Source organism: Pseudonocardia kunmingensis (assembly GCF_006716445.1).
GTDB lineage: Bacteria > Actinomycetota > Actinomycetes > Mycobacteriales > Pseudonocardiaceae > Pseudonocardia > Pseudonocardia kunmingensis.
This window is the reverse complement of the sequence record NZ_VFPA01000003.1, coordinates 313,044-338,985: the sequence shown is the minus strand read 5'-3', so window position 1 is coordinate 338,985 and position 25,942 is coordinate 313,044. Positions and strand designations below refer to the sequence as shown.

The window sequence follows — 25,942 nt, the reverse complement described above, 5'->3', positions numbered from 1 at the left end:
GCTGCGGCGGCAGCATCTCCTCGGAATGGCTCGCCGATGGAGGTGTGGGAGTGGACGAGGACGTCACCACCGTGCGGTTCCTGGACGAGTCCGGCCGGCTGCTGGACGGGCGGGAGGCACCCGACCCGGCGGTGCTGCTCGACGGCTACCGGCAGCTGGCGCAGGCCCGCCGGCTGAACGAGCAGGCGGGCGCGCTCGTCCGGCAGGGCAGGCTCGCGGTGTACCCGTCGTCGCGCGGGCAGGAGGCGTGCCAGGTCGCGTGCGCGTCCGTGCTCGGTGCCGGGGACTGGCTGTTCCCGACCTACCGGGACACCGCCGCGATCGTCGCCCGCGGGGTGGACCCGGTCGAGGTGCTGGGGATGTTGCGCGGCGACTGGCACTGCGGCTACGACCCCGTCTCCCACCACGTCGCGCCGCAGGCCACGCCGCTGGCGACGCAGCTGCTGCACGCGGTCGGGGTGGCGCACGCGGCGCGGCTCAAGGGCGAGGACACCGTGGTGATGGCGCTGTGCGGCGACGGCGCCACCAGCGAGGGCGACTTCCACGAGGCCTGCAACTTCGCGGCGGTGTTCGCGGCGCCGGTGGTGTTCTTCGTGCAGAACAACAAGTACGCGATCTCGGTGCCGCTGGCCCGGCAGTCGGTCGCGCCGTCGCTGGCCGCGAAGGCCGTCGGCTACGGGATGCGGGGCGTGCGCGTGGACGGCAACGACCTCCTCGCGCTGACGGCGGTGCTCGGCGAGGCCGTCGCCCGGGCCCGCGCGGGGAAGGGCCCCACGCTCGTCGAGGCCGACACCTACCGCGTGGAGGCCCACACCAACGCCGACGACGCCACCCGCTACCGCCCGGACACCGAGGTGCAGGAGTGGACGGCGCGCGACCCGATCGTCCGGCTGCGGGCCCATCTCGACGCCGAGGGCGTGCTCAGCGAGGAGGTCGAGCGCGAGGTCGTCGCGGCGGCCGAGGCGGTGGCGGCGCACGTGCGGGCGGGGATGGGGGCGGAGGCGCCTGTCGACCCGGAGGAGCTGTTCGCGCACGTCTACGCGACCCCGACGCCCCAGCTGGTGGAGCAGCGCGCGGCGTTGCGGGCCGAGCTCGAGGAGGCCTGACGGTGGCGAAGACGACGATGGCGCAGGCGATCAACCGCGCACTGCGCGACGCCATGACCGCCGACGACTCGGTGGTGGTGTTCGGGGAGGACGTCGGCCCGCTCGGCGGGGTATTCCGGGTCACCGACGGCCTGACCCGCGACTTCGGCGAGGCCCGGTGCTTCGACACGCCCCTGGCCGAGTCGGGCATCGTCGGGATGGCGGTCGGGATGGCCATGAACGGCATGCGCCCGGTCGTCGAGATGCAGTTCGACGCCTTCGCCTACCCGGCGTTCGAGCAGATCGCCAGCCACGTCGCGAAGTTCGCCAACCGCACGCGCGGGCGGATGCGCCTGCCGATGGTCATCCGGATCCCGTACGCGGGCGGCATCGGGGGCGTCGAGCACCACTGCGACTCCTCCGAGGCCTACTACGCGCACACGCCGGGGCTGACGGTCGTCGCGCCCGCGACGAACGCCGACGCCTACGGGCTGCTGCGGGCGGCGATCGAGTGGCCGGACCCGGTGGTGTTCCTCGAGCCGAAGAAGCACTACTTCTCCAAGGAGGAGGTCGACGTCGACGCCGCCGTGCCCCCGATCGGGCGCGCGGTGGTCCGCCGGACCGGCCGCGACGCGACGCTGATCGCCTACGGGCCGTCGGTTCCGGTCGCGCTGGCCGCCGCCGAGCAGGCCGCGGCCGAGGGGCGCGACGTCGGTGTGGTCGACCTGCGCTCGATCGTGCCGTTCGACGACGAGACCGTCTGCGCCGAGGTCGTGCGCACCGGGCGCGCGGTGGTCGTCGCGGAGGCGCCGGGGTTCGCCTCGGTCGCCTCGGAGGTCGTCGCCCGCGTGACCGAGCGGTGCTTCCACCACCTGGAGGCTCCGGTGCGGCGGGTGACCGGCTTCGACGTGCCCTACCCGCCGCCGAAGCTGGAACAGCACCACCTGCCCGGCGTCGACCGGGTCCTCGACGCCGTCGACGCGCTGCAGTGGGACGAGGGGGCCGCATGAGCACGCAGGTCTTCACGCTGCCCGACCTCGGCGAGGGGCTCACCGAGGCCGCGCTCGTGCGGTGGCTGGTCGCGGTGGGCGACACCGTCGCGGTCGACGCCCCGGTCGCCGAGGTCGAGACGGCGAAGGCGGTGGTCGAGGTGCCCTCGCCGTTCGCAGGGGTCGTCGCGCAGCGGCACGGCGAGGAGGGCGCGACGCTGACCGTCGGGGAGCCGTTGATCTCCGTGGAGGCTCCCGCGGCCGCCGACACCTACGTCGAGGAGGAGCGGGCCGGCTCGGGCAACGTCCTGATCGGCTACGGCACGTCCGCCGCGCCGGCCCGCCGCCGCCGTCGCGCGAACCGGGCGGCCGGCGCCCCGGCTCCGGCCGGCGCCCGGCCCGCGGTGAAGTCGCCGATCGTCCGCCAGCTCGCCCGGCGGCGGGGGATCGACCTCGCCACGCTCACCGGCACGGGCCCGCACGGCGTGATCACCCGCCGCGACGTCGAGGCGGCGACGGCGGCCGCGGACGTTCCCGCGGCGCCGGACGTCGACCGGCGCACCGGCCTGCCGATCCGCACTCGGGTGCCGCTGCGGGGGATGCGCAAGGCGGTCACGGAGACCCTCACCCGCAGCCGCAACGAGATCCCCGAGGCCACCACCTGGGTCGACGTCGACGCGACCGCCCTGCTGGAGCTGCGGGCCGAGCTCGCGGCGGGAGGTGCGGCGCCGGGCGTCCTCGCCATGGTCGCGCGGTTCGTCGTGGCCGGGCTCGCCCGCTTCCCCGAGCTCAACGCCCGGGTGGACACCGAGCGGGACGAGATCACCCACCTCGACGGGGTCAACCTCGGCATCGCGGCGCAGACCGTGCGCGGGCTCGTCGTGCCCGCCGTCCGCGACGCGCACCGCATGGGCATGCGGGGTCTGGACGCCGAGATCCGCCGGCTCACCGCGGCCGCCCGCGACGGCTCGAGCACCGCGGCCGAGCTGACCTGCGGCTCGTTCACCCTCAACAACTACGGCGTGCTCGGCGTGGACGGCAGCGCCGCGATCATCAACCACCCCGAGGTCGCCATCCTCGGCATGGGCCGGATCTTCCCCCGGCCCTGGGTGGTGGACGGCGAGGTCGTGGCGCGCCGGATCGTGCAGCTCTCGCTGGTGTTCGACCACCGGGTCTGCGACGGCGGCACCGCGGGCGGGTTCCTGCGCTTCGTGGCCGATGCGGTCGAGTCGCCGACGTCGGCGATGGCCGACCTCTGACCGACGGCCCGCGCGGTCACGGCTGCGATCGCCGGTCCGGGGTCCAGGAGCTCCCGCCCGTTGTCGAGCAAGATCGCCGACTCAGTGCGTGTACTGCTGGTCAGACAGCAGTGAGTGCACTCGGACGGCGATCATGTCGGCGTGCCCCGGCGAGCGAGTCCGCGAGTTCGTCGAGTTCACCATCCGGCCGGCGCGAGCGGCGCTGCCGCGGCGTCGCGCGTGATCCCGGGCCGCGCGTTCCGCCCCTTCCCACTACCGTGCGGTCATTCCGGGCCACGACGAGGTGGGAGGACCGAGCGCTTGCGGATCTCCAAGCTGATCGGAGCGGTGCTGGCGCTCGCGCTGGCCGCGACGGGGTGCGGGGGTGGGATCAACCGGGACGACGACCGCCTGCAGCGCGGGATCGTGGTCGTCGGCACCCCCCAGGAGCCGCCGATCGTCAACCCGTGGCTGAGCGAGGGGAACCTGCAGGCCACGTACTCGATCGCGCTCTCCATGCTCTACCCGTTGTGGCGCGTCACCCCGGACTTCAGCTACGAGCCGCTGCTGCTGGAGGGCGAACCGGAGATCACCCAGGACCCCTTCACGGTGACCTACCGGCTCAAGCAGGAGGCCACGTGGAGTGACGGTGTGCCGATCACCGCCGACGACATCCTGTTCACGCTGCAGACCTGCCGGAACCCCGACTTCGACATCGCCGTGCGCGCGGGGTGCGAGAAGGTGGACATGGCGGCGTCCCGGGTGGTCGACGACAAGACCTTCCGGATGGTGTTCACCGAGCCCTACGCGCCCTGGAAGTCGCTGTTCAGCAGCGGTCCCGGGGCGATCCTGCCGGCGCACGAGCTGGCGGGGAAGGACTTCGACGAGATCTGGGACGACGAGATCACCGTCTCCAGCGGGCCGATGACGTTCGGCGGCTGGAACAAGGGCCGGGACATGACGCTGGTTCGCAACGAGCGGTTCTGGGGCGAGACGCAGGCCCCGGAGCAGGTGGTGCTGCGGTTCATCGAGGACTCCACCGTGCAGGTGCAGGCGCTGCGCGGCGGCGAGATCGACGTGCTGACCTCTCAGCCGCAGCTCGACCTCGTGGAGCAGGTGCGCGAGGTCCCCGGCGTGCAGTCCCAGGTGCTCGCGGGCGGGTCGTGGGAGTTCTTCGAGATCAACCACGGCGTGTCCGGGCTCGACGCCGAGCACGCCTTCGTCCGGGAGGCCATCGCGCTGGCCGTGAATCGGGAGGAGCTGGTGCGGGCGCTGATCGGACCGATGAACCCCGAGGCGCAACCCCTGGACAACCTGGTCTACGTCAACTCGCAGGAGGAGTACGACCCGGCCTTCCGGCGATGGCGCTTCGACCCCGATGCGGCCCGGCGGTTGCTGGACGAAGCGGGCTGCCCGGTGGGCGAGGACGGGATCCGGACCTGCGGCGACGGGGTGCGCCTGTCGTTCGACTACGGCTACACGGCCGGGAACGAGCTGCGGGAGCTGCAGTTCGTCGTGCTGCAGTCCTACCTGCAGGACGTCGGGATCGAGATCATTCCGCAGCCGCAGGACGCGGCGACGTACTTCGGCGAGACCTGGCCCAGCGGCGAGGACGGCGCGTGGGAGCTGTTCAACCAGGCATGGGTGGGCAGCGCCGATCCGAACCCCGCGCTCGCGCTCTGGGAGTGCGACGGCGAGATGAACTACCGCTCCTCCTGCAACGAGGAGGTCACCGCCCTCATCGCGCAGAGCCGCACCGAGCTCGATCCGGCGCGGCGCGCCGATCTGCTCAACCGGGCGAACGCCGTGATGGCCCAGGAACTGCCCGCCCTGCCGCTCTACCAGACACCGGCCTTCCTCGCGTGGAGCACGGCGCTGGACGGTCCGGCGACCAACCCCACGGACTGGGGTTACCTGTGGAACGTCGAGCGGTGGAGGATCGGGTGATCCGCTTCATCGGCAAGCGCCTGCTGCTGTCCGTCCCGGTCCTGCTCCTCGCCAGCGTCGTCGTGTTCTTCGGGCTCTCCGCGATCGGCGACCCCTTGGCCGAGCTGCGCCGCTCGCCGAACGTCAGCCAGGAGACGATCCAGAACACCATCGAGGCCAAGCACCTCGACGACCCGTTGCCGGTGCAGTACGGCTACTGGCTGCGCGACGCCGTCACCGACGCGTTCGGCACCACCACCTTCGGGCAGGAGATCTGGCCGGAGCTGTCACGGGCGGCTTGGAACACGCTGCAGCTGGTGGTGGCGGCCGAGGTGATCGCGCTGCTGCTCGCGGTCCCGATCGGCGTGATCTCGGCGCGCCGGCAGTACTCGTGGCTCGACTACGGTCTGACCGGGCTGAGCTTCCTCGGCTACTCGATCCCGGTCTTCTGGTTCGCGCTGATCCTGCAGGTCGTGTTCACGAACCTGTTCCTCGACACCGGGGTCCGGGTCTTCTACACCTCCGGGCTCAACTCGGTGGATCCCGGAGGCGGGCTGGTCTTCGTGCTGGACCGGCTCCAGCACCTGGCGCTGCCGGTCCTCGCGCTCGTGTACCTGAACGTCGCGGCGTACAGCCGGTACATGCGCAGCGAGATGCTCGAGGTGCTCGGCGCGGAGTACCTGCGGACCGCGCGGGCCAAGGGCGTGCCCGAGCGCCTCGTCGTGCGCAGGCACGCCCTGCGCAACGCGCTCATCCCGCTCGTCACGGTGGCCGCCCTGAACTTCGGCATGACGTTCGGTGGCGCCATCGTCACCGAGACCGTCTTCAGCCTCGACGGCATGGGGCTGTTCTTCATCGACGCCCTGGAGAGCCGCGACGTCTACAGCGTGATGGCGTTCCTGATGCTCACGGCGGTCTTCATCATGATCGGGAACCTGCTCGCCGACCTCAGCTACGGCTACCTCGACCCCCGGAGCCGCACATGACCTCCGCCGCATCCGGTGCGGGCCCGGACGTCGTGCACCGCTCTCCCGGGCGGCGCGCGCTGCAGCGCTTCGTGGCGCACCGCCTCGCGATGGCCAGCCTGCTCGTCTTCGTCCTGATCACCCTCGTGTCCCTGCTCGCACCGTGGCTCGCGCCGTACACCTACGACGAGCTCGACCTGCAGAACGTCAACCTGCCACCGACGTTCCAGGACTGGCACCTGTTCGGCACCGACAAGGTGGGTCGCGACTACTTCAGCCGGGTGCTGTACGGAACGCAGACCTCGGTGCTGGTGGCCGTCCTCGTCGCGATCCTGTCCACCGTGATCGGCACGGTGGTCGGCGCCGTCTCCGCGTTCTACAGCGGCGTCGTCGACAACGTCCTGATGCGGATCGTCGACTTCGTCCTCACGCTGCCGTTCCTCGCGGTCGTCCTGGTGGTGGCCGCCTACCTCGGCGGCGGGTCGCCGGTGCGGGTCGCGGTGATCCTCGGGCTGCTGATGTGGACCACCATCGCCCGCATCGTGCGCGCCCAGTGCCTGCCGCTGCGCGAGGTCGACTACGTGCAGGCCGCGCGCGTGAGCGGGGCCGGCGACCTGCGCATCATCTTCCGGCACATGGTCCCGAACACGATGGGCGCGATCATCGTCAACGCCACCCTCGTGGTGGCGCAGGCCATCCTGCTGGAGTCGACGTTGTCCTACCTGGGCTTCGGTATCGACCCCCCGACGCCGGCCCTCGGGCAGCTCATCTCCGCCGGTCAGGGCTCGATGCTCACGCAGTGGTGGCTCGTGGCCGTCCCCGGCATGATGATCGTCGTCCTCTCGCTGGCGATCAACTTCGTCGGCGACGGTCTGCGGGACGCCCTCGATCCCTCGGCGCCGACGGGGCGGGCGGCATGAGCGCGGACGCCGTGCTCTCGGTCCAGGGCCTGACGACCGAGTTCCGCACGCCGCGAGGTGCCGTCCGCGCGCTCGACGACGTCAGCTTCGACGTCCGGCCCGGCGAGACCGTCGGCGTCGTCGGCGAGTCCGGCTCGGGCAAGAGCACCGCCGCCCTGTCGGTGCTCGGGCTGCTCCCACCCGCGGGGCGCGTGACCGGGGGCCGGGCGCTGTTCGACGGCCGGGACCTGCTGGCGATGCCGGCCGAGGAGCTGCGGAAGCTGCGCGGCGACGACGTCTCGATGATCTTCCAGGATCCCCTCACCTCGCTCAACCCGGTGCTGACGATCGGTGCGCAGGTGGCCGAGGCGGTGCTCGTGCACCGGGAGGTGCCGGAGAGCGCCGCCCGCGAACGTGCGGTGGAGCTGCTCACGTCGGTGGGCATCGAGGACGCGCCGCGCCGGCTCGACCAGTACCCGCACGAGTTCTCCGGGGGGATGCGGCAGCGAGTGATGATCGCGATGGCGATCGCCAACGAGCCGAAGCTGCTGATCGCCGACGAGCCCACCACGGCGCTCGACGTCACCGTGCAGGCCCAGGTCCTGCGCGTGCTGGCAGAGGCGCGGGACCGGACGGGCGCCTCCACGATCCTGATCACCCACGACCTCGGCCTGCTGGCCGAGATGGCCGACCGGGTGGTGGTCATGTACTGCGGGCGCGTGGTGGAGACCGGGGACGTGTTCGGCATCTTCCGCGAGCCCCGCCACCCGTACACGCGCGGCCTGCTGGCCAGCCGGCCGGGAGCGACCGCCGGCGCGCGGCGGTTGCCCGCCGTCCCCGGCCAGCCACCGAGCCTCGCCGCCCCACCGAGCGGGTGCACCTTCCACCCCCGCTGCGAACTGTCGCGGGGCCGGGAGCCGTGCCGGCGCGACGAACCCGACCTGCTGCCGGTTGACGGGACGGGCCGGACGAGCCGCTGCCACTACCACCACGAGCTGGCCCACGAGGAGGCGCGATGACCGACCGGGAGGTGGTGCTGCGGGTCGACGGGCTGGTCAAGGAGTTCGCACCTGCCGGACGGTTCGTCCGCCGCGGCACCCCGGGCACCCGCGCGGTGGACGACGTCAGCTTCGAGCTGCGCCGGGGCGAGACGCTGGGTCTGGTCGGCGAGTCCGGATGCGGGAAGACGACCACGGCGCGCTGCGTCGTGCGCCTGCTCAGGCCGACCGCAGGGCGGGTGGACTTCCGCGGGCACGACCTGGCGACGATGGGCCGGCGCCGGCTGCGCGGTGTGCGCCAGGACATCCAGATGGTGTTCCAGGACCCGTACGCGTCCCTGGATCCGCGCCTGACCGTCCACGAGATCATCGCCGAGCCGCTGCGCATCTTCGGCCGCTACCGCGGAGGCGCGGGGCCGCGGCGGGTCCGGGAGCTGCTGGACCTGGTCGGGCTCGAGGCGGGGCACGAGAACCGCTACCCGCACGAGTTCTCCGGGGGCCAGCGCCAGCGCGTCGGGATCGCCCGCGCGCTCGCCCTCGACCCCCGGCTGGTCGTGCTCGACGAGCCGGTCAGCGCGCTCGACGTGTCGATCCAGGCACAGGTCATCAACCTCCTCCAGGACCTGCAGGAGGAGCTGGACCTGACCTACCTGTTCATCGCCCACGATCTCGACGTGGTCCGCCACATCTCCGACCGCATCGCCGTGATGCGTCGGGGCCGGATCGTCGAGACCGGGGAGCCCGAGCAGATCTTCGACCACCCCGCCGACCCGTACACGCAGGAGCTGCTGATGGCGAAGCCGATCACCGACCCCACCCAGCGGGGTCGGCGCGCGTGACCCGTCTCGTCCTGCGCGGGGGCACCGTGTACGACGGCACGCTCGCCGCACCGGCGCCCGCCGACGTCGTCGTGGAGGCGGGCCGGATCGTGGACGTGGGTGTCGACCTCGACGGCGACGAGGCCGTGGACGTCGGTGGCTGCGCGGTGCTGCCCGGCCTGATCGACTGCCACGTCCACCTCACGATGATCTCCGGAGACCTGTTCGAGAGCGCGCAGCAGCCGTTCTCGCTGCAGTTCTACGAGGGCGCGCGGAACATGGTGCGCACCGTGGCGAGCGGCGTGACGACCGTGCGCGACGCCGGCGGGGCGGACATGGGCATGCGGGTCGCCCAGGAGCGCGGCCTGATCCCCGGTCCGCGCATGCAGGTGTCGCTGACGATGCTCAGCCAGACCGGCGGACACGGCGATCCCTGGTGGCCGTCGACGTGCGTCATGGACTTCTCCCCACCGCACCCGGGTCGCCCGTCGGCGGTCGTCGACGGGCCCGAGGAGATCCGGCGCAAGGTGCGCGAGCTCGTGCGGGCCGGGGCCGACGTGGTCAAGGTGGCCACCAGCGGCGGCACGGTCTCCCCGGGCGCCGACTCGCGCACCCCGCACTTCCGCGACGACGAGATCGTCATGCTGGTCGAGGAGGCGGCGGCCGCAGGCCTGTCCGTCATGGCGCACGCCAGCGCGCAGGGTGCGAAGAACGCCGTCCGGGGCGGGGTGCGCTCGATCGAGCACGGGCAGGAGCTCGACGACGAGACCATCGCGCTGATGGTCGGGCGGGGCACCTGGCTCGTCCCCACGCTGTCGGCCGGCCTCGGGCTGCAGCGGGCGATCGAGGCGGGGCAGCCGTTCCCGGACCGCATCCTGGAGAAGATCCAGCGCACGGCCGCGGCCCGCTCCCGCACGATGGAGCGGGCCCTGCAGGCCGGCGTGCGGTTCGCGATGGGATCCGACACGCCCCTGATCCCGCACGGGGAGAACCCCACCGAGCTCGCCCTCCTCGTGGAGCACGGGCTGTCGCCGGTGCAGGCGCTGCACGCCGGCACCGGCTCGGCGGCGCACCTGCTGGGGATCGCGGACGAGGTCGGCACGGTCATGCCGGGCAAGCGGGCCGACCTCGTGGTCGTGGCGGGTTCCCCGCTCGACGTGCACGGGTTCGGCTCGCGGGTGCGGGCGGTGTACCAGGGTGGCCGGATGGTCTCCTCCGGTTCGTCGGTCCCGGGCGGCGGAGCCGTCACCGGCTGACCTCCGGTTGCGGTTCCGCGCACCCCTCCGGTGGTGCGCCGCCCGAGGCGGGTAGCCCGCACCATGACGCTGCGGACGATCGGCCACGGCACCGCGAGCGCGGAGCGGCTGACCGAGCTGCTGCGCGGCGCCGGCGTGCAGCAGCTGGTGGACGTGCGCACCGCGCCGGGCAGCAGGCGCAACCCCGAGATGATGCGCGAGGCGATGGCCCGGTGGCTGCCCGAGCAGGGGGTGGGCTACCGCTGGGAGCGTCGCCTCGGCGGGTGGCGGCGCGACCCGCCGGACTCGCCGGACACGGCCCTGCGGAACCGCTCCTTCGGCGGCTACGCCGCGCACATGCGCACCCCGGAGTTCCTCGGCGCCGTCGAGGAGCTGCTCGGGGACGCCGCGAGCACGGCGGTGATGTGCTCGGAGTCGGTGTGGTGGCGCTGCCACCGCCGGATGATCGCCGACTTCGCCGTGCTCGTGTGCGGCGTCCCCGTCGAGCACCTCATGCACGACGGGCGCCGCACCGAGCACCGCCCGACGCAGGGCGTGCGCCTGCGTGCGGACGGCCTGCTCGTCTACGACGCGTGCTGAGGTGGTTCTCCGTTACAGTGCCCTCGTGCTCACCCGCCCGGGCCTGCTCCTCACCTGGCCGCGCTGAACCCGGCTCACCACCGGCGCCGTTCAGCGCGGCGGGTCGCGTGGCGCCGGTGCACGATGCAGGTGCGGGTGACGTCGTCTCCTCGCACCTGATCGCAGGCTCCAGCGCGCGAGGTCGGGATGGACGCACGGACGGGCACGGGGCGGGACGGGTACGACCCGCTGGGGATCGTGGACAAGTGGGTGGAGCGGTGGCGGCGGCTGCGCGTGTTCGAGGCGGGCGGGCTCGCCGCGCCTGCGGGGCAGGCCGTCGAGGCGAGACCGCGCTCGTACGTCGTGGGGATGTATCCCTACCCCTCGGGTGACCTGCACATGGGCCACGCCGAGGCGTACTCGATCACCGACGTGCTGGCCCGGTTCGCCCGGCTGCGGGGGCGCAACACGCTCTGCCCCATCGGTTGGGACTCGTTCGGGCTCCCGGCCGAGAACGCCGCGCTGAAGCGCGACCTGGACCCGCGGGACTGGACCTACGCCAACATCGCGGTGCAGGCGGAGTCGTTCGCACGGCTGGGGGTGTCGTTCGACTGGCGCACGCGGCTGCACACCTCGGACCCGGAGTACTACCGCTGGAACCAGTGGCTGTTCCTGCGGCTGTTCGAGAACGACCTGGCCCACCGGGCCTCCGCGCCGGTCAACTGGTGCCCGGTGGACCGGACGGTGCTGGCGAACGAGCAGGTGCTCGGCGGCCGGTGCGAGCGCTGCGGCACCCGCGTCCAGGTGCAGCACCGGACCCAGTGGTTCTTCCGCACCACGCGCTACGCGCAGCGCCTGCTCGACGACATGGCCCAGCTGGAGGACGGCTGGCCGGCGCACGTGCTGGCGATGCAGCGCCACTGGATCGGCCGCTCGGAAGGTGCGGAGATCGCGTTCGCCGTGGAGGGGCGCGACGAGCCGCTGCGGGTGTTCAGCAGCAGGCCGGACACGCTGTTCGGCGCCACGTTCCTGGCCGTGGCCGCCGACGCGCCGCTGGCCGACGAGCTGTGCGCGGACTCGCGGCGCGAGGCGCTGGCCGCGTACCGCGACGAGCTGACCGGCGGTTCCGACGCGGGGCGGCGCGCGACCAGCGGGGTGGAGTTGGGCTGCAGCGCCGTCCACCCGATGACGGGCGCGCGCCTGCCCGTCTACGCGGCGGAGTACGTCGTGGCGGGCTACGGCACCGGCGCCGTCATGGGGGTGCCGGGCCACGACCAGCGCGACCTGGACTTCGCCCTCGCGATGGGCCTGCCGGTCGTCGTCGTGGTCGACACCGGGGGAGCCGACCCGGCCACCAGCGGCACGGCCGCCGACGGGGACGGCGTGCTGGTGAGCTCCCCGGGCTTCGACGGGCTGGCGCGGGACGCGGCGATCCGTGCGGTCACCGCCGAGCTGGAGCGGCGCGGCGCCGGAGCGGCCGCGGTGCGCTACCGGCTGCGGGACTGGCTCGTGTCCCGGCAGCGGTACTGGGGGACGCCGATCCCGATCGTGCACTGCCCCGCCTGCGGCGCCGTCCCGGTGCCGGACGACCAGCTGCCCGTCCGGCTGCCGGAGACCGGCTACGAGCTGCGCCCGGACGACGGCGCCGCCCCGCTGGCGAGCGCCACCGCGTGGGTGTCCGTCGACTGCCCGGCGTGCGGGGGCGCGGCCCGCCGCGACACCGACACGATGGACACGTTCGTCGACTCGTCCTGGTACTTCCTGCGCTACCCGAACCCGCGGTACGCGGACGGCCCGTTCGACCCGGCCGGGGTCGCGCGGTGGCTGCCCGTCGACGAGTACGTGGGCGGTGTGGAGCACGCCACCGGGCACCTGATCTACGCGCGGTTCGTCACGAAGGTGCTGCACGACCTCGGCCTGCTGCCCTTCACCGAGCCGTTCACCCGTCTCACCAACCAGGGCCAGGTCGTGATGGCCGGCCGGGCGATGAGCAAGAGCCTGGGCAACCTCGTCAGCCTCGCCGAGCAGCTGGCCGCGCACGGCCCGGACGCGGTGCGCGTCACGATGCTCTTCGCCGGCCCGCCGGAGGAGGACCTCGACTGGGCGGACGTGTCCCCGGCGGGCGCGGTGAAGTGGCTGGCACGGGTGTGGCGGCTGTGCGCGGACCTCGGGCCGGCGGCGCCCGGGACAGGCGACCCGGCCGTGCGCCGCCGCGTGCACCGCCTGGTCGCCGAGACCACGACGCTGGTGGAGGGCAAGCGCCTCAACGTCGCCGTGGCCCGGCTGATGGAGCTCACCTCGGCGCTGCGCACCGCGGTCGACCGTGGCCATGGCCCCGCGGACCCGGCCGTGCGGGAAGGGGCCGACGCGCTGGTCCGCATGCTGTCGTGCGTCGCACCGTTCACCGCGGAGGAGTGCTGGGAGCGGCTCGGGCACGCGCCGTCCGTCGTGCAGCACGGCTGGCCGGAGGCCGACGAGGCGCTGCTGACCGAGGAGAGCGTCACCTGCGTCGTGCAGGTGGGCGGGAAGGTCCGGGACCGCATTCCGGTGCCGCCGGGCATCGGCGAGGCCGAGCTGCGCGCCGCGGCGCTGCGGTCGGACCGGGTCCGGGCGGCCCTGGACGGCGCGTCCGTCGCCCAGGTCGTCGTGCGCCCGCCGGGCCTGGTCAACGTGGTACCGGCGCGCAGCGCTCGGCGGTAGGCGGCCGCGGGCGGCCGGATCGGCCTCGCACACCGACTCCGGTGCTCGCACACCGACTGCAGTCGGTGTGCGAGCACCACGATCGGTGTGTGAGCGGAGGGGGTTCCAGGTGGTGGGCGCGCCGGCGGCGCTCGTCGGTGAGCTCGCGGTCTTCGGCGGGCTCTACTACTCGTTCACGCCCCCGGCGCCCGGAGTGCCGATCTCCCTGCAGACGGCGATGGTCCCCTGGGTGTGCCTCGCGGTCGCCGTCGAGAGGTGTGGGCGGACATGGGCCAGGTCTTCGACGAGCTCTGATCCCCGCCTCCACCTGACGAACGGCACTCTCGTCGGTACCTCACCGACGAGAGTGCCGTTCGTCGGAGGGGATCACTCCTCCGGGAGGCCGTGGCCCCTCTCCGCGTAGATCTGCAGGACCTTCTCGCGGGGGATCACCCCGCAGCGTTGCGCCCACTCCGCGTAGGCCGACTCCAGCTCCGCCACCAGGTCGGGGTGCTCGCTCGCCCGGTCGTGCAGCTCCGTGCGGTCGGCGTCGATGTCGTAGAGCTCCCACGGGTGCCGGTACTTGCGCACCAGCTTCCAGCGGCCGCGACGCACCGCGCAGTTGCCCTCGTGCTCCCAGAACAGGTCGCGGTCGGCGTCGGCCTCGCCCCGCAGGGCCGGCAGCAGGCTGCGGCCCTCCGGCGCGGGGATCGGCCGTCCGCCGCGCTGCGCGGGGTAGGCGGCCCCGGCGACCTCGGCGATGGTCGGCAGCACGTCGACGAGCTGGCTCGGGGTCGTGCACAGCCCTCCGGCGGCGGCCTGCAGACCGGCGGGCCAGTGCACGATGAAGGGGGTGGAGATCCCGCCCTCGTGCACCCAGTGCTTGTACTCCCGGAACGGGGTGTTCGACAGGTTGGCCCACGCGCGGCCGTAGCTCTGGTAGGTCTCCTCCGGTCCCGGACGCAGGCCGGGGACGTTGCCGGGGACGACCTGCCCGCCGGTGCGCGAGGTCTCCTTCAGGGGCACGAAGGCGCCGACGAACTCCTTCACCGACTCGGGCGGCATCTCCTCCGCGCAGCCCCCGTTGTCGGACAGGAACACCACCAGCGTGTTCTCCAGCCGCCCGGCGTCCTCGAGCTGCCGCAGCACCTTCGCGATGCCCTGGTCCATGCGGTCGATCTGGGCGGCGTAGACCTCCATCCGGGAGGCCTCCCACTCCTTGTGCGGGGCGTCCGCCCAGGCCGGGACCCGCTCGTCGCGGTCGGACAGGTCCCACTCGGGGCTGATGATGCCGCTGTCGACGAGGCGCTTCATACGCTGCTCGCGCAGGGCGTCCCAGCCCTCGTCGAACCGGTTCGCGTACGTCGCGATGTCCTCCTCGGCGGCGTGCAGCGGCCAGTGCGGCGCTGTGTAGGACAGGAACATGAAGAACGGGTCGTCGGGGCGCTCGTCCTCGTGCTCGCGCAGGAACTCCACGGCCGAGTCGGAGATCGCGTCGGTGTAGAACCAGCCCTCGGCGGTGGCCTCGTGCTCGATGTTCTGCTCGCCGCGGACCAGCGTGCGGGGCTGGTAGAAGCTCCCCGCGCCTTCGAGGGTCCCGAAGAACCGGTCGAACCCGCGGCGCGTGGGCCAGGCGCTGTTCGGGTTGTCCATGTCGACGGCCAGGTGCCACTTGCCCGAGAGGTAGGTGGCGTACCCGGCGTCCCCCAGCACCTCGGCGACGGTGGCGCAGTCCTCGGAGAGGTTGCCGGGGTAGCCGTCGGGGGAGTCGTCGAAGTTCAGGATGCCGATGCCGACCTGGTGCGGGTGCAGGCCGGTCATCAGCGACGCGCGGGACGGGCTGCACCGGGCCGTGTTGTAGAACTGGGTCATCCGGACCCCGCCCTCGGCCAGCCGGTCCAGCGCCGGGGTGCGCACCTCGCCGCCGTAGGAGGCGATGTCGGAGAACCCCATGTCGTCGGCCAGGATCAGCAGGACGTCCGGCCGGGCGCGCTGATCTGCGTTCGTCATCGCTTCTTCGCTCCTCATCGCTTCTTCGAGCCTCACTGTGTGGCGGGCTGCGCGGCCCGCGCGTCGTCGATGTCGCGCCGGTGGGTCTCGGGCAGGAACACGAGCGACACCAGCGTGATCGCCGCCATCGCGATCACGTACACCGCGACCGGCCACACCGACCCCGCGTAGTACGAGACCAGCGACGTGGCGACGAGCGGCGCGATCGCGCCCGTGGGGATGACGCCGATCTGGTACACCGCCGACATGCCCGAGTAGCGCACGCGGGTCGGGAACACCTCGGCGAACAGGGCGCCCTCGGGGCCGAACATCATGCACGCGGCGACGCCCCAGCCGATCACCACGCCGAGGCAGATCAGGTACGGGTTCCCGGTGTTGATCAGCCAGAAGATCGGGAACGCCGTCACGAGCGCGATCGCGGCGCCGGCGCCGAAGACCGGGCGGCGCCCGATGCGGTCCGATGCGCGGCCCGCGGCGAGGATGACGAAGAACCCGACGACGGAGGCGACCAGCAGGCTGTTGAGCACGATCGACTGGTCGAGGCTCAGCACCGTGACGGTGTAGGTGACCAGGAACGCGTTGTAGATGTTGAACGTCACCGACTCGCTGACCCGGGCCCCCATCGCCAGGAAGGTGACCTTGGGGTGGCGGGTGAACACCTCGACGAGCGGCAGCGCGGCCTTCTCCTCGGCCTTCTCCAGCGACCGGAACGCCGGCGGCTCGTCGATCTTGAGCCGGATCACCATGCCGACGACGACCAGCACGATGCTCAGCAGGAACGGCACCCGCCAGCCCCACGACTGGAACGCGGCCTCGGGCAGCGCGGTCACGGCGGTGACGGCCAGCGTCGAGGACAGCAGCCCGATCGGCACCCCCAGCTGGGGCCAGGAGGAGTACCAGCCGCGCTTGGTCCGCGGCGCGTGCTCCACGCACAGCAGGACGGCGCCGCCCCACTCGCCGCCCAGGCCGATGCCCTGCAGCATCCGCAGCACCAGCAGGATGGTCGGCGCCGCGACGCCGATGGCGGCGTAGTTGGGCAGCAGGCCCATCGCGAACGTCGACAGGCCCATGATCAGCATCGTGATCACGAGCATCTTCTTGCGGCCGAGCCGGTCGCCGAAGTGGCCGAAGATGAAGCCGCCCAGCGGGCGGGTCACGAAGCCCGCGGCGAACGTGCCGAACGCGATCATCGTGCCGACCAGCGGGTCGAACTCGGGGAAGAACTGGCTGTTGAACACCAGCGCGGCCATCGTCCCGTAGAGGAAGAAGTCGTACCACTCCACGACCGAGCCCAGCAGGCTCGCGGCGGCGACCTTCCGAATCGGCGTCTCGACCGCATCCTTCCGGTCCATCAGTCAGCTCCTCTGCGTTGAGTTCTGTCCCGATTTATGGGACACTGATACGGCACGTGGGACACCATGGTCGGCACGACCGCGGCGTGTGTCAAGGGAGGGGTGTGCGTGGAGGACCGGACGAGCGGCAGCCTGATCCACCGGGCGGCCCACATCCTCACCGTGCTGGCGGCGGCCGAGCAGCCGCTCTCGATCCGCGCCCTGGCGGAACGGGCGGAGCTGTCCAAGAGCGCGGTGCAGCGGATCCTGGCCGACCTCGTCGCCACGGAGCTGGCCACGCAGGAGCCGGTCAGCAGGCGCTACCGCCTCGGCCCGCGGACGCTCGCGCTCGGCATGGCCTACCAGCGCCGCATCGACGTCCGGCGGGTCGCGCTGCCGCGCATGGTGGCGCTGCGCGACGCCACCGGCGAGACCGTCGGCATCTCGGTCGGCCTCGCCGACCAGCTGCTGCACGTGGACCAGGTCGAGAGCACGTCCCCGCTGCACGCCCGCTTCGACATCGGGCGCCCGCTGCCGCTGTGGAGCGGTGCGCCGGCCCGGCTGCTCCTGGCGGTGCGCGACGACGAGGACATCCGGCGCGTCGTGTCCGAGCGCGCCGGCACCGACGTCACCCCGGTCAACCCGCCCGACCCCGATGCCCTCGTCCAGGACGTGCAGGCGGTGCGGGCGGCGGGCTACGCGTGCGCGTTCGAGGAGACGCTGCCCGGCGTGAGCACCATGTCGGTCCCGGTGCGCGGTCCGCAGGGCGAGCTGGCCGCGGTGCTCTCGCTGACCGCCCCGAGCGCCCGCCTGCCCCGCGAGCGCGTCGAGGAGCTGATGCCGACGGTCGCGGCGTGCGCCCGGGCGATCAGCGGCGATCTGGGTTGGCTAGGCGCACCGGAGGACCCGCAGGTGGTGCCGCTGGGCCCCGCATCCGCATGACGAACGGCACTCTCGTCGGTACCTAACCGACGAGAGTGCCGTTCGTCGGTGGGGGGCCGGATCGGATCGCTCGCGGGCTCGCGCCCAGTTCGCGTCTGCACGTCTTGTTGAACGCCTGCAGGTCGTCCATGCCCACCGTCGCCGCGATGGCGGGGATCGACATCGTCGTGGCCGTCAGCAGGTGGTGGGCCCGCGCCATCCGCCGCCGCCGGATCCAGCCGACGACGGGGAGGCCGGTCTCGGCGCGGAAGAGCCGCGTGAGGTGGTTGTGCGACACCCCGGCGACGCGGGCCACGTCGGGCACGGTGAGCGGACGGGCCAGGTTGGCCTCGATGTGGGCGATCGCGGCGGCGACGGCGCCGTGGCGGGCGCGCCCGGTGTCGGGCTCGGGGAGCTGGGCGATGCGCCACAGCGCCGCCCAGACCTCGGCGGCCACCCGTGGCGAGTCGCCCGGTGACGCCCCGATCGCCGCGCGGAACAGGTCCGAGAGCACCGCGGCCGACGCTCCCGCCTCCTGCACCGCCGGCACCGTCAGCGGCTCGCCCGCCGTCGACGGGCGGAAGTGGGCGAAGAGGTGCTCCGAGCGACCGGTGTAGTCGAACCGGACCTGCACGCCCGCCGGCACCAGGCTGACCGAGCCGGGCGCGACGGCGAACGGGTGCCCGCCGACCGTGAGCGTGGCCGCGTAGCCGTAGAGGTGCACCTGCCACAGGTCGGGCAGCCGGAAGACGTCGTGCAGGCTGCGGACGCCGTGCACCCCGACGCCCGCGTTCGCCACCACGGGCGGCTCCGCGAGGTGCAGCGCCACACGCATGGTGAGAAATTACCACCAGTGGCGAACCAGACCCACGCGCTGGACGCCCGGTCCTTCCTACGCTCGGCGAACACCGACCAGTCGCCCAGTGAGGGAGAGACGTGGCCCGCCCCCATCGCAAACACCTGCTCACATCCGTGCAGATGGCCCGGTTCGTCGCGCACGGCGCCCACCGCATCGACGCCGTGGTGCCCGCCGAGATGAACGCCGAGGCGATCGACGTCCTGCGCGCGGGCATCCCGGCGGTGCCCTACGGCACCCCGCTCTCGGAGACCTTCGAGGAGGGGTCGTTCGCGCAGCGGCTCGTGCAGCTGCCCGAGGTCGCCGGCGCGATCCGCAGCTTCGTCGGGCCGGACCCGACCGTCGACCACCACGCCGTGCACATCCGGCGCGCCCACGAGGGCTCGGCCCAGAACCTGCACGGCGACGCGATCATCGACGTGCGGCCCGACGCGTTCGACGTGCAGCTCATGTACTACCCGCAGGAGGTCACGCTCGAGATGGGCGGCACGCTGTCCGTCCCCGGGAGCCACCTGCGCCGCACCAACGAGTCCGACACCGGCCGCTACCAGAACCTGCGCGGCCAGACCCGGCTCGTCTGCCCGGCGGGCACGGTGGTGTTCCTGCACCACGGCATCTGGCACGGCGGCCGGCGCAACGACAGCGACACCGACCGCTACATGTTCAAGATCCGCTTCAACCCGACCGTGCGCCAGCTGCGGTTGTGGAACACCGACGACCTCGACGGCCCGGCCGTCGCCGCCGAGCTGGGGCAGCTCTTCCCCTGGTACGAGCACGCCACCGGGCGACTGGAGATCTACAACCGGGTCCGGCTGTGGCAGGCGCTCATCGGCGACCAGACCTACGACCCGGACTACTGGGTCACCCGCGTGACCAACCGCCCCACGCGCGTGGTGGCCCCGCGCAGCCTCAACCCGCACGCCCCCGCACCCGCCCAGGAGAGCGCATGACGACGAGCACGCAGCAGCAGACGCTCCGCCAGCAGGTGCTGGTGCTCTACCTCGCCTCGTCGGCGCTGGACTCCCCGGTCGTCGGCTGGTCGGTCTACGACGGCACCGGGGAGAGCACGCCGACCACCGGCGACAGCGACGTCCCGCCGTACGAGAGCGGGCTGGACGCGCTGAAGGACGGCTGGCGCCTGTTCCAGGCCGCGCAGCTGCTGCCGCCGCAGCCGGGGCACGAGTACGACGTCTCGTTCCTCAAGCACGAGTTCTTCTTCGAGAAGCTCGTCTGATCTGCGCGAGACATCCGATGGATACTCGACAATTGCCCCTTGACGGGCATCGCAACAGCCGCCAAGGTACTCGAACATCGGATGTCTCGCTCAGTGTCGAGGAGCAGCATGAAGACCATTCGCAAGCGCGTGCTCGCGGCCGCCGCCGCCGCTGGTCTGGCCGTGGCCCTGGCCGCGTGCGGCTCCGGCGGTGGCGGGGGCAGTAGCACCGCCGACGGGCGCACCACGCTCGTCTGGAACATGTGGAGCGGGTCGACCGCCGAGGTGGAGGCCTGGAACCACCTCTCGGAGATGGTCACCGCGGCCCACCCCGACATCACGCTCGAGTTCCAGACGAGCAGCTTCAACGACTACTGGACGAAGCTCGCGGCGCAGGCCAGCGGCGGGGACGCGGGCTGCATCCTCGGAGTGCAGTCCTACCGCGCGCCCGGCATCGCACCGCTGCTCACGCCGCTCGACGACCTGCTGGCCGGCGCGGGTGTGAATGCCGCCGACTTCGACCCCGCCATCTGGGAGGCGTTGCGGGTGGACGGCGAGCAGCTCGCCGTGCCCTACGACTTCGGCCCGCTCGTGATGTTCTACAACGCCGACCGGTTCCGCGAGGCCGGCGTCCCGGTGCCGGCGACCGACTGGACGGTGGACGACTTCCTCGCCGCGGCGCAGACCCTGACCGGCGGCGGGAAGCACGGCTTCGCGGTCTACCCCACGATCGACAGCGTGATCCCGTGGTCGCTGTCCCTGGAGGGCGCCGAGCCGGTCAACGCCGAGGGCGAGCTCGAGCTCACGCAGCCCGGCTTCGCCGCCGCCGTCCAGTGGTACACCGACCTCGTCACCCAGCGGAAGGTGGCGCCGCAGGTCGTGGCGTCCAGCGACCCGACGCCCGCGCTGAGCTCGTTCATCGCCGGTGACGCCGCCATGGTGATCGACGGCCCCTGGCAGCTCGTCAACGTGGTCGACCAGGCCGCGTTCGAGGTCGGCGTGGCGACGATCCCGGCCGGTCCGTCCGGCTCGCACAGCCAGGTCGCGGGCTCCGGGTTCGGCATCTCGCAGACCTGCGAGGAGCCCGAGGCCGCGCTGCGCGCCATCTCCGTGCTCACCGGCCCGGAGGCGCTGCAGTACCTCGCCGAGCAGGGGCGGGCCTTCCCGGCGCGCACCGCGCAGCAGGAGGCCTGGTACAGCCCGGAGCTCGCCGGGGCCAAGGAGGGGCTGCAGGCGGCGATCGCGAACGGCGTGCCGGCACCGGCCACCGAGAACTACACGCAGGTCTCCCAGCTGTTCCAGCAGTACGGCGTGGAGGCGGTGAACGGTCAGCAGGCCGTGCCGGAGTTCCTGAGCACGGTGCAGCAGCAGGCCGGCTGACGGGAGGCGGATCTCGTGACGCTGTCGACCTCCGCCCCTGCCCCGCCCACGCCCCGCCCGGCCGCCACCGAGCCGGCGCGCGGTCCGCACCGCCGCGACGGGCGCGCCGCGCTGGGGTTCCTCGCCCCGAGCGCGAGCGGGTTCCTGCTGTTCACGCTCATCCCGCTGGTCGGCTCGCTGGCGATCAGCTTCTTCGCCTGGCCGGTGATCGGGCGGCGCGAGTTCGTCGGGCTGGAGAACTTCGGCGAGCTGCTGAGCGACCCGATCTTCCACCGGATCATGCTCAACACGCTGGTGTTCGTGGTGCTCTACGTGCCGCTCAACATCGTCGTGTCGCTCGGGCTGGCCCTGTGGATCTCACCCCGCATCCGCGGGCGCGGCATCTACCGGTTGCTGTTCTTCATCCCGACGGTCACGCCGATGATCGCCAACGCGCTCGTGTGGCGGTTGCTGTACCAGCCCGGCGGTGTGATCGACCGGGCGTTCCAGGACGTGCTCGGGATGCCCGCGCCCAACTTCCTCGGTGACAACCGGTGGGCGATGGCCGCGGTGATCCTCATGTCGGTCTGGCAGGGGTTCGGCTACAACATGCTGGTCTTCTCCGCCGGGCTCGACGCGATCCCGCAGAGCCTGCAGGAGGCGGCCTCGATCGACGGGGCCGGGCCGCTGCGCCGGTTCTGGCACGTCACGCTGCCGATGCTCTCGCCGTCGATGTTCTTCGCGATGATCATGACGCTGATCACCTCGTTCCAGGTGTTCGTCCAGCCCTACGTGCTCACCGGCGGCGGCCCGGGCGTCACCACCGAGACGATGGTGCTCAACCTCTACCGGCAGGGGTTCCAGCAGTTCGACCTCGGCACGGCGTCGACGATCGGCTGGTTCCTCTTCATGATCATCATGCTGGTCACCGCGTTGCAGTTCCTCGGCCAGAAGCGGTGGGTGCACTATGACGACTAGGACCGCGACGACTAGGACCGCATCCGCTCGACGCGTCGTGTCGCAGGTGCTGCTCACGGCCGTGCTCCTGCTGTTCCTGATGCCGTTCGTCTGGATGATCGCCACGGCGCTCAAGCCGCCCGCCGAGGTGTTCGGCATCGACACCGGGCTGATCGGCTCGGAGATCCGCTGGTCCAACTTCGCCGAGGCGTGGAGCTACCTGCCGTTCGGCCGGTTCATGCTCAACGGCCTGTTCGTGGCGGTGACGGGCACGGTCGTCGTGTGCGTGACGTCGGTGCTGTCGGCGTACGCGTTCGCGCGGCTGCGCTTCCGGTTCCGCGACCGGCTCTTCCTGCTCTACCTGGGCACGCTGATGGTGCCGCAGGAGGTCACGGTCGTCCCGATGTTCATCCTCATGCAGCAGCTCGGCTGGGTGGACAGCTACGCCGCGCTGATCCTGCCCTGGGCGTTCACCGCGTTCGGCACGTTCCTGCTGCGCCAGTTCTTCCTCTCGATCCCGCGTGAGCTGGAGGAGGCCGCGACGATCGACGGCGCGAGCCGCGTCCGGATCCTGCTGCAGGTCATCGTGCCGATCGCGAAACCCGCCGTCGCGGTGCTGGCGGCGTTCACCTTCATCAACTACTGGAACAGCTTCCTGTGGCCGCTGATCGTCGTGAACAGCCGCGACATGTCGACGGTGCCGCTCGGGCTCAACCTGTTCCTCTCCCAGAACGGCAACCAGTGGCACCTGCTCATGGCCGCCTCGGCGATCTCCATGGTGCCGACCGTCGCCATGGTCGTGCTGCTGCAGCGCCACCTCGTCCGCGGCATCGCCCTGTCCGGCCTCGGTGGCCGGTGACCCCCCGGAGGACCTCGTGACCGACTGGAGCCGGCTGCAGCGCCCGCTGCCGGACTGGTACGCCGACGCGAAGCTCGGGATCTTCGTCCACTGGGGCGCCTACTCGGTGCCCGCGTGGGCGGAGCCGACCGGCGAGCTGGGCGCGGTGGACGAGGGCACCTGGTTCCGCCACAACGCCTACGCCGAGTGGTACGCCAACACGATCCGGTTCGACGACAGCCCCGCCCGGGAGCACCACCGGCGCGTCCACGGCGACGCGCCCTACGACGACTTCCTCGACGCCTGGAAGGCCGAGGAGTTCGACCCGCAGGGGTGGTGCGACCTGTTCGCACGCGCCGGCGCCCGCTACGTCGTGCCCACGACCAAGCACCACGACGGGATCGCGCTCTGGGACGCGCCGGGCACCGGCACCCGCAACACGGTGCACCGCGGGCCGCGTCGCGACCTGGTCGGCGAGCTGGCCACGGCCGTGCGGGCGGCCGGGCTGCGCTTCGGCGTGTACTACTCCGGCGGCCTGGACTGGCACGTCACCCCGCACCTGCCGGTGATCGCCACGGCGGCGGACGTGCGGGCGCTGCGACCCGTCGACGCCGCCTACGCCGTGTACGCCCACACCCACGTGCGGGACCTGGTGGACCGGTACCGCCCGGACGTGCTGTGGAACGACATCGAATGGCCCGACGCGGGCAAGCACGACGGCGCGCTCGGGCTCGCCGAGCTGTTCCGGCACTACTACGCGACCGTGCCGGACGGTGTCGTCAACGACCGGTGGGGCGACACGCACCGCGACTTCCGCACCAGCGAGTACCAGCACGGCCTCGCCAACGAGGGTGCGGCGGCCTGGGAGAACTGCCGGGGCATCGGGCTGTCGTTCGGCTACAACCAGGCGGAGGACTCGCGGCACCTGATGAGCGGCCCGCAGCTGGTGCGCCACCTCGTCGACGTCGTCTCCCGCGGCGGGAACCTGCTGCTCAACGTCGGCCCCACCGCGAGCGGTGCCATCCCGACGGGGCAGCGCCGGACCCTGGAGGCGCTCGCCGGCTGGATGGCCGCGCACTCCGCGGCCGTGCACGGCTCGCGCCCGCTGGACCCGGCCGTCGCCGGCCCCTCCGACGCGCCGTGGGTGCGCTGGACCCGCACCGCCGACCGGGTCTGGGCGCTGGCGGAGCCGGTGGGCGGCCCGCTCGTCCTGCCCGCCCGGGCCGACCGGCTCGACCTCGCCTCCGCCGCGCTCGCCGACGGCACACCGGTCGTGGCGCGCCCGGACGCCGGCGGCGTCGCGGTGGAGCTCCCGGCCGCCGGCACCCCGGTGGCGGTCGCGTTCGCCGCGGTCTGAGGGCCGCGTCCATGGCGGTCACTGACGAGGCGATCCTCGAGATCAAGGCGATGATCCGGTCCGGCGAGCTGCGTCCCGGCGACCGGCTGCCGCCGGAGAAGGAGCTCTCCGAGGCCCTCGGCCTGTCCCGCAGCTCGCTGCGGGAGGCGGTCAAGGCGCTCGCGATCATCCGGGTGCTCGACGTGCGCCGCGGCGACGGCACCTACGTCACCAGCCTGACCCCCGAGCTCCTGCTCGACGCGATGTCGTTCGTGGTGGACCTGCACCAGGACGCGTCGGTGCTGGAGCTGTTCGAGGTGCGGCGCATCCTGGAGCCGGCGGCGGCGGCGCTCGCCACCCCGCGCACCACGCCCGCCGACGTCGCGCACCTGCGCGGCCTGCTCGTCGCCGTCGACGACACGACGTCGGTGGACGAGCTCGTCGCGCACGACGAGGTGTTCCACCGCTACCTCGCCGACCTGGCCGGCAACTCCTACCTGGCGGGCCTCCTGGAGACCCTGTCGAGCAGCACGCTGCGTGCCCGGATCTGGCGGGGCCTCACGCAGGAGGGCTCCGTCGAGCGGACCCTCGCCGAGCACCGCGTGATCGTCGACGCGCTCGCGGGCGGCGACGCGGCGCTGGTGGCCGCGCACGTCACCGTGCACATCAATGGCGTCGTCGACTGGCTGCGGCGGTGCATTACCCCGGAGGTGATCGACCGGCGTCCGCCGAGCGTCGAAGCTGGGTCCTGACAGCACGACGACGGGAAGGAACCCGATGACCACCACGCCCGACACCGACCGGACCGAGACGCCGACCGCCGCCCTGGTGGCGGACTACCTGCAGGCCTGGAACTCCACCGACCCGCAGGCGCGGCGCGCGCTGATCGAGCGCGTGTTCGCCCCGGACGCCCGCTACGTCGACCCGCTCGCGGACGTGACCGGCACCGACGCCCTGGACGCCCTCGTGGCCGGGGTCCAGGCCCAGTTCCCCGGGATGCAGTTCTCCGCCGTCGGCGAGGTCGACGCCCACCACGACGTCTGCCGCTTCCGGTGGGGCCTCGGCCCGGAGGGGGCCGAGCCCGTGGTGATCGGCTTCGACGTCGCGACGGTGGCGGCGGACGGCCGGATCACGGCGGTGCACGGCTTCCTGGACCGGGTGCCGGGCTGATCGGCGGCTGCCGGGCGGGCCGCGGCACCGGCGCGAGTCGGTCACCGCGGCGCAGGTGCGGCCCCGGGCCCGGAACAGTGCCGCCGACCGAGTGATTCTGCCGACCACGGAAACGCCCTGCGTAATGACATTCCCCGATCGGGCGATAGCAGACCGAGGGGGACGGTCTGCGAGTGGGGCTCGTGGGGCCGTTTCTCGGCGCGGCCACGGCGACCGCGGCCGGCAGAGCCAGGGGGAACGATGAGCACGTTCATCCAGCAGCAGCGTCCAGCGCGCCCGGCCGGGACGGGTGCACCGCCGGTCCGGTCGGGCCCGTGACGGGCCTGGTGCGGCTGCACACCGTCGCCTGGGGGTCGTTGTGGTTCCTCGTCGTCGTCGCCTTCACCGCCGGTGTCGGAGTGATCCAGGCGGCGGGGGCCGCCGGTGCGATGCCGCCGCTCACCTCGCCGGTCGAGGTCGTCGTCGAGAACGGGACCGACCAGCCCAGCTCCGCGCCGGTCCCGGACGTGCTCGGCGCGCCCTGACCGGCGAAGCCGCGCA

The 25,942-nt window shown here is 72.6% G+C and carries 24 protein-coding genes; 21 read left to right on the top strand and 3 right to left on the bottom strand.

Going from position 1 to position 25,942, the window contains the following annotated elements:
• Window positions 1-50 precede the first annotated feature (50 nt).
• From pdhA to leuS, 11 genes are all read left to right on the top strand, one after another.
• Window positions 51-1,106 (top strand): pyruvate dehydrogenase (acetyl-transferring) E1 component subunit alpha, encoded by a 1,056-nt coding sequence (pdhA, locus tag FB558_RS24540; RefSeq protein WP_425468066.1) that lies wholly within the window; start codon window positions 51-53, stop codon window positions 1,104-1,106.
• A 17-nt stretch (window positions 1,107-1,123) separates the two neighbouring features.
• A complete protein-coding gene (locus FB558_RS24535) occupies window positions 1,124-2,095 on the top strand; it encodes an alpha-ketoacid dehydrogenase subunit beta (protein WP_425468094.1) in 972 nt (323 codons plus the stop codon).
• Complete coding sequence (locus FB558_RS24530; RefSeq protein WP_142057258.1) at window positions 2,092-3,333, top strand: dihydrolipoamide acetyltransferase family protein; 1,242 nt, start codon at window positions 2,092-2,094, stop codon at window positions 3,331-3,333. Before FB558_RS24535 ends, FB558_RS24530 begins: the two co-directional genes overlap by 4 nt.
• 300 nt (window positions 3,334-3,633) lie before the next feature.
• Window positions 3,634-5,259, top strand: coding sequence for a peptide ABC transporter substrate-binding protein (locus FB558_RS24525; RefSeq protein ID WP_142057256.1), 1,626 nt, complete (start codon window positions 3,634-3,636; stop codon window positions 5,257-5,259).
• A complete protein-coding gene (locus tag FB558_RS24520) occupies window positions 5,256-6,224 on the top strand; it encodes an ABC transporter permease (protein ID WP_170231511.1) in 969 nt (322 codons plus the stop codon). The genes FB558_RS24525 and FB558_RS24520 overlap by 4 nt, the downstream gene beginning before the upstream one ends.
• A complete protein-coding gene (locus FB558_RS24515) occupies window positions 6,221-7,123 on the top strand; it encodes an ABC transporter permease (protein WP_142057252.1) in 903 nt (300 codons plus the stop codon). Before FB558_RS24520 ends, FB558_RS24515 begins: the two co-directional genes overlap by 4 nt.
• Window positions 7,120-8,121, top strand: a complete 1,002-nt coding sequence (locus FB558_RS24510; protein ID WP_142057250.1) for an ABC transporter ATP-binding protein — start codon at window positions 7,120-7,122, stop codon at window positions 8,119-8,121. Before FB558_RS24515 ends, FB558_RS24510 begins: the two co-directional genes overlap by 4 nt.
• Window positions 8,118-8,939, top strand: coding sequence for an ABC transporter ATP-binding protein (locus FB558_RS24505; protein ID WP_142057248.1), 822 nt, complete (start codon window positions 8,118-8,120; stop codon window positions 8,937-8,939). Before FB558_RS24510 ends, FB558_RS24505 begins: the two co-directional genes overlap by 4 nt.
• Window positions 8,936-10,174 carry a metal-dependent hydrolase family protein gene (locus tag FB558_RS24500; protein ID WP_142057246.1) on the top strand — a complete coding sequence of 413 codons (1,239 nt, stop codon included), beginning with the start codon at window positions 8,936-8,938 and terminating at the stop codon, window positions 10,172-10,174. The genes FB558_RS24505 and FB558_RS24500 overlap by 4 nt, the downstream gene beginning before the upstream one ends.
• A 63-nt stretch (window positions 10,175-10,237) precedes the next feature.
• The gene (locus FB558_RS24495; RefSeq protein ID WP_142057244.1) at window positions 10,238-10,753 is read left to right on the top strand and encodes a DUF488 domain-containing protein; all 516 of its coding nucleotides are present in this window, start codon (window positions 10,238-10,240) and stop codon (window positions 10,751-10,753) included.
• Between the two features lie 186 nt (window positions 10,754-10,939).
• Window positions 10,940-13,432, top strand: coding sequence for a leucine--tRNA ligase (gene leuS / locus FB558_RS24490; RefSeq protein ID WP_142057242.1), 2,493 nt, complete (start codon window positions 10,940-10,942; stop codon window positions 13,430-13,432).
• Window positions 13,433-13,798: 366 nt separating this feature from the next.
• Here leuS and FB558_RS24485 read toward each other — a convergent pair whose 3' ends face one another.
• Window positions 13,799-15,421 (bottom strand): arylsulfatase, encoded by a 1,623-nt coding sequence (locus FB558_RS24485; protein WP_142057240.1) that lies wholly within the window; start codon window positions 15,419-15,421, stop codon window positions 13,799-13,801.
• Between the two features lie 32 nt (window positions 15,422-15,453).
• A complete protein-coding gene (locus tag FB558_RS24480) occupies window positions 15,454-16,773 on the bottom strand; it encodes an MFS transporter (RefSeq protein ID WP_142057238.1) in 1,320 nt (439 codons plus the stop codon).
• Window positions 16,774-16,881: 108 nt separating this feature from the next.
• On the opposite strand from FB558_RS24480, the gene FB558_RS24475 reads away from it, so the two are divergent.
• On the top strand, window positions 16,882-17,694 hold the full coding sequence (locus FB558_RS24475; RefSeq protein WP_170231510.1) for an IclR family transcriptional regulator: 813 nt from the start codon (window positions 16,882-16,884) through the stop codon (window positions 17,692-17,694).
• Window positions 17,695-17,716: 22 nt separating this feature from the next.
• On the opposite strand, the gene FB558_RS24470 is transcribed toward FB558_RS24475, so the two are convergent.
• The gene (locus FB558_RS24470; RefSeq protein ID WP_142057234.1) at window positions 17,717-18,508 is read right to left on the bottom strand and encodes an AraC family transcriptional regulator; all 792 of its coding nucleotides are present in this window, start codon (window positions 18,506-18,508) and stop codon (window positions 17,717-17,719) included.
• A gap of 101 nt (window positions 18,509-18,609) precedes the next feature.
• Here FB558_RS24470 and FB558_RS24465 point away from each other — a divergent pair, with 101 nt between their 5' ends.
• The 9 genes from FB558_RS24465 (at window position 18,610) to FB558_RS24425 (ending at window position 25,926) form a co-directional block, all read left to right on the top strand.
• A complete protein-coding gene (locus FB558_RS24465; RefSeq protein WP_211366815.1) occupies window positions 18,610-19,479 on the top strand; it encodes a phytanoyl-CoA dioxygenase family protein in 870 nt (289 codons plus the stop codon).
• Window positions 19,476-19,763 (top strand): hypothetical protein, encoded by a 288-nt coding sequence (locus FB558_RS24460; RefSeq protein ID WP_142057232.1) that lies wholly within the window; start codon window positions 19,476-19,478, stop codon window positions 19,761-19,763. The genes FB558_RS24465 and FB558_RS24460 overlap by 4 nt, the downstream gene beginning before the upstream one ends.
• A gap of 108 nt (window positions 19,764-19,871) precedes the next feature.
• A complete protein-coding gene (locus tag FB558_RS24455; RefSeq protein WP_170231509.1) occupies window positions 19,872-21,122 on the top strand; it encodes an ABC transporter substrate-binding protein in 1,251 nt (416 codons plus the stop codon).
• Window positions 21,123-21,137: 15 nt separating this feature from the next.
• On the top strand, window positions 21,138-22,079 hold the full coding sequence (locus tag FB558_RS24450; RefSeq protein ID WP_211366814.1) for a carbohydrate ABC transporter permease: 942 nt from the start codon (window positions 21,138-21,140) through the stop codon (window positions 22,077-22,079).
• Between the two features lie 37 nt (window positions 22,080-22,116).
• Complete coding sequence (locus FB558_RS24445; RefSeq protein WP_211366813.1) at window positions 22,117-22,917, top strand: carbohydrate ABC transporter permease; 801 nt, start codon at window positions 22,117-22,119, stop codon at window positions 22,915-22,917.
• Window positions 22,918-22,933: 16 nt separating this feature from the next.
• Window positions 22,934-24,253, top strand: coding sequence for an alpha-L-fucosidase (locus FB558_RS24440; RefSeq protein WP_211366812.1), 1,320 nt, complete (start codon window positions 22,934-22,936; stop codon window positions 24,251-24,253).
• Window positions 24,254-24,264: 11 nt separating this feature from the next.
• Entirely contained in the window at window positions 24,265-24,984 is a 720-nt protein-coding gene (locus FB558_RS24435; RefSeq protein WP_142057225.1) for a FadR/GntR family transcriptional regulator, read from the top strand.
• Window positions 24,985-25,009: 25 nt separating this feature from the next.
• Window positions 25,010-25,402 (top strand): nuclear transport factor 2 family protein, encoded by a 393-nt coding sequence (locus tag FB558_RS24430; protein ID WP_142057223.1) that lies wholly within the window; start codon window positions 25,010-25,012, stop codon window positions 25,400-25,402.
• 314 nt (window positions 25,403-25,716) lie between these two features.
• Window positions 25,717-25,926 (top strand): hypothetical protein, encoded by a 210-nt coding sequence (locus FB558_RS24425; RefSeq protein WP_142057221.1) that lies wholly within the window; start codon window positions 25,717-25,719, stop codon window positions 25,924-25,926.
• Window positions 25,927-25,942 lie beyond the last annotated feature (16 nt).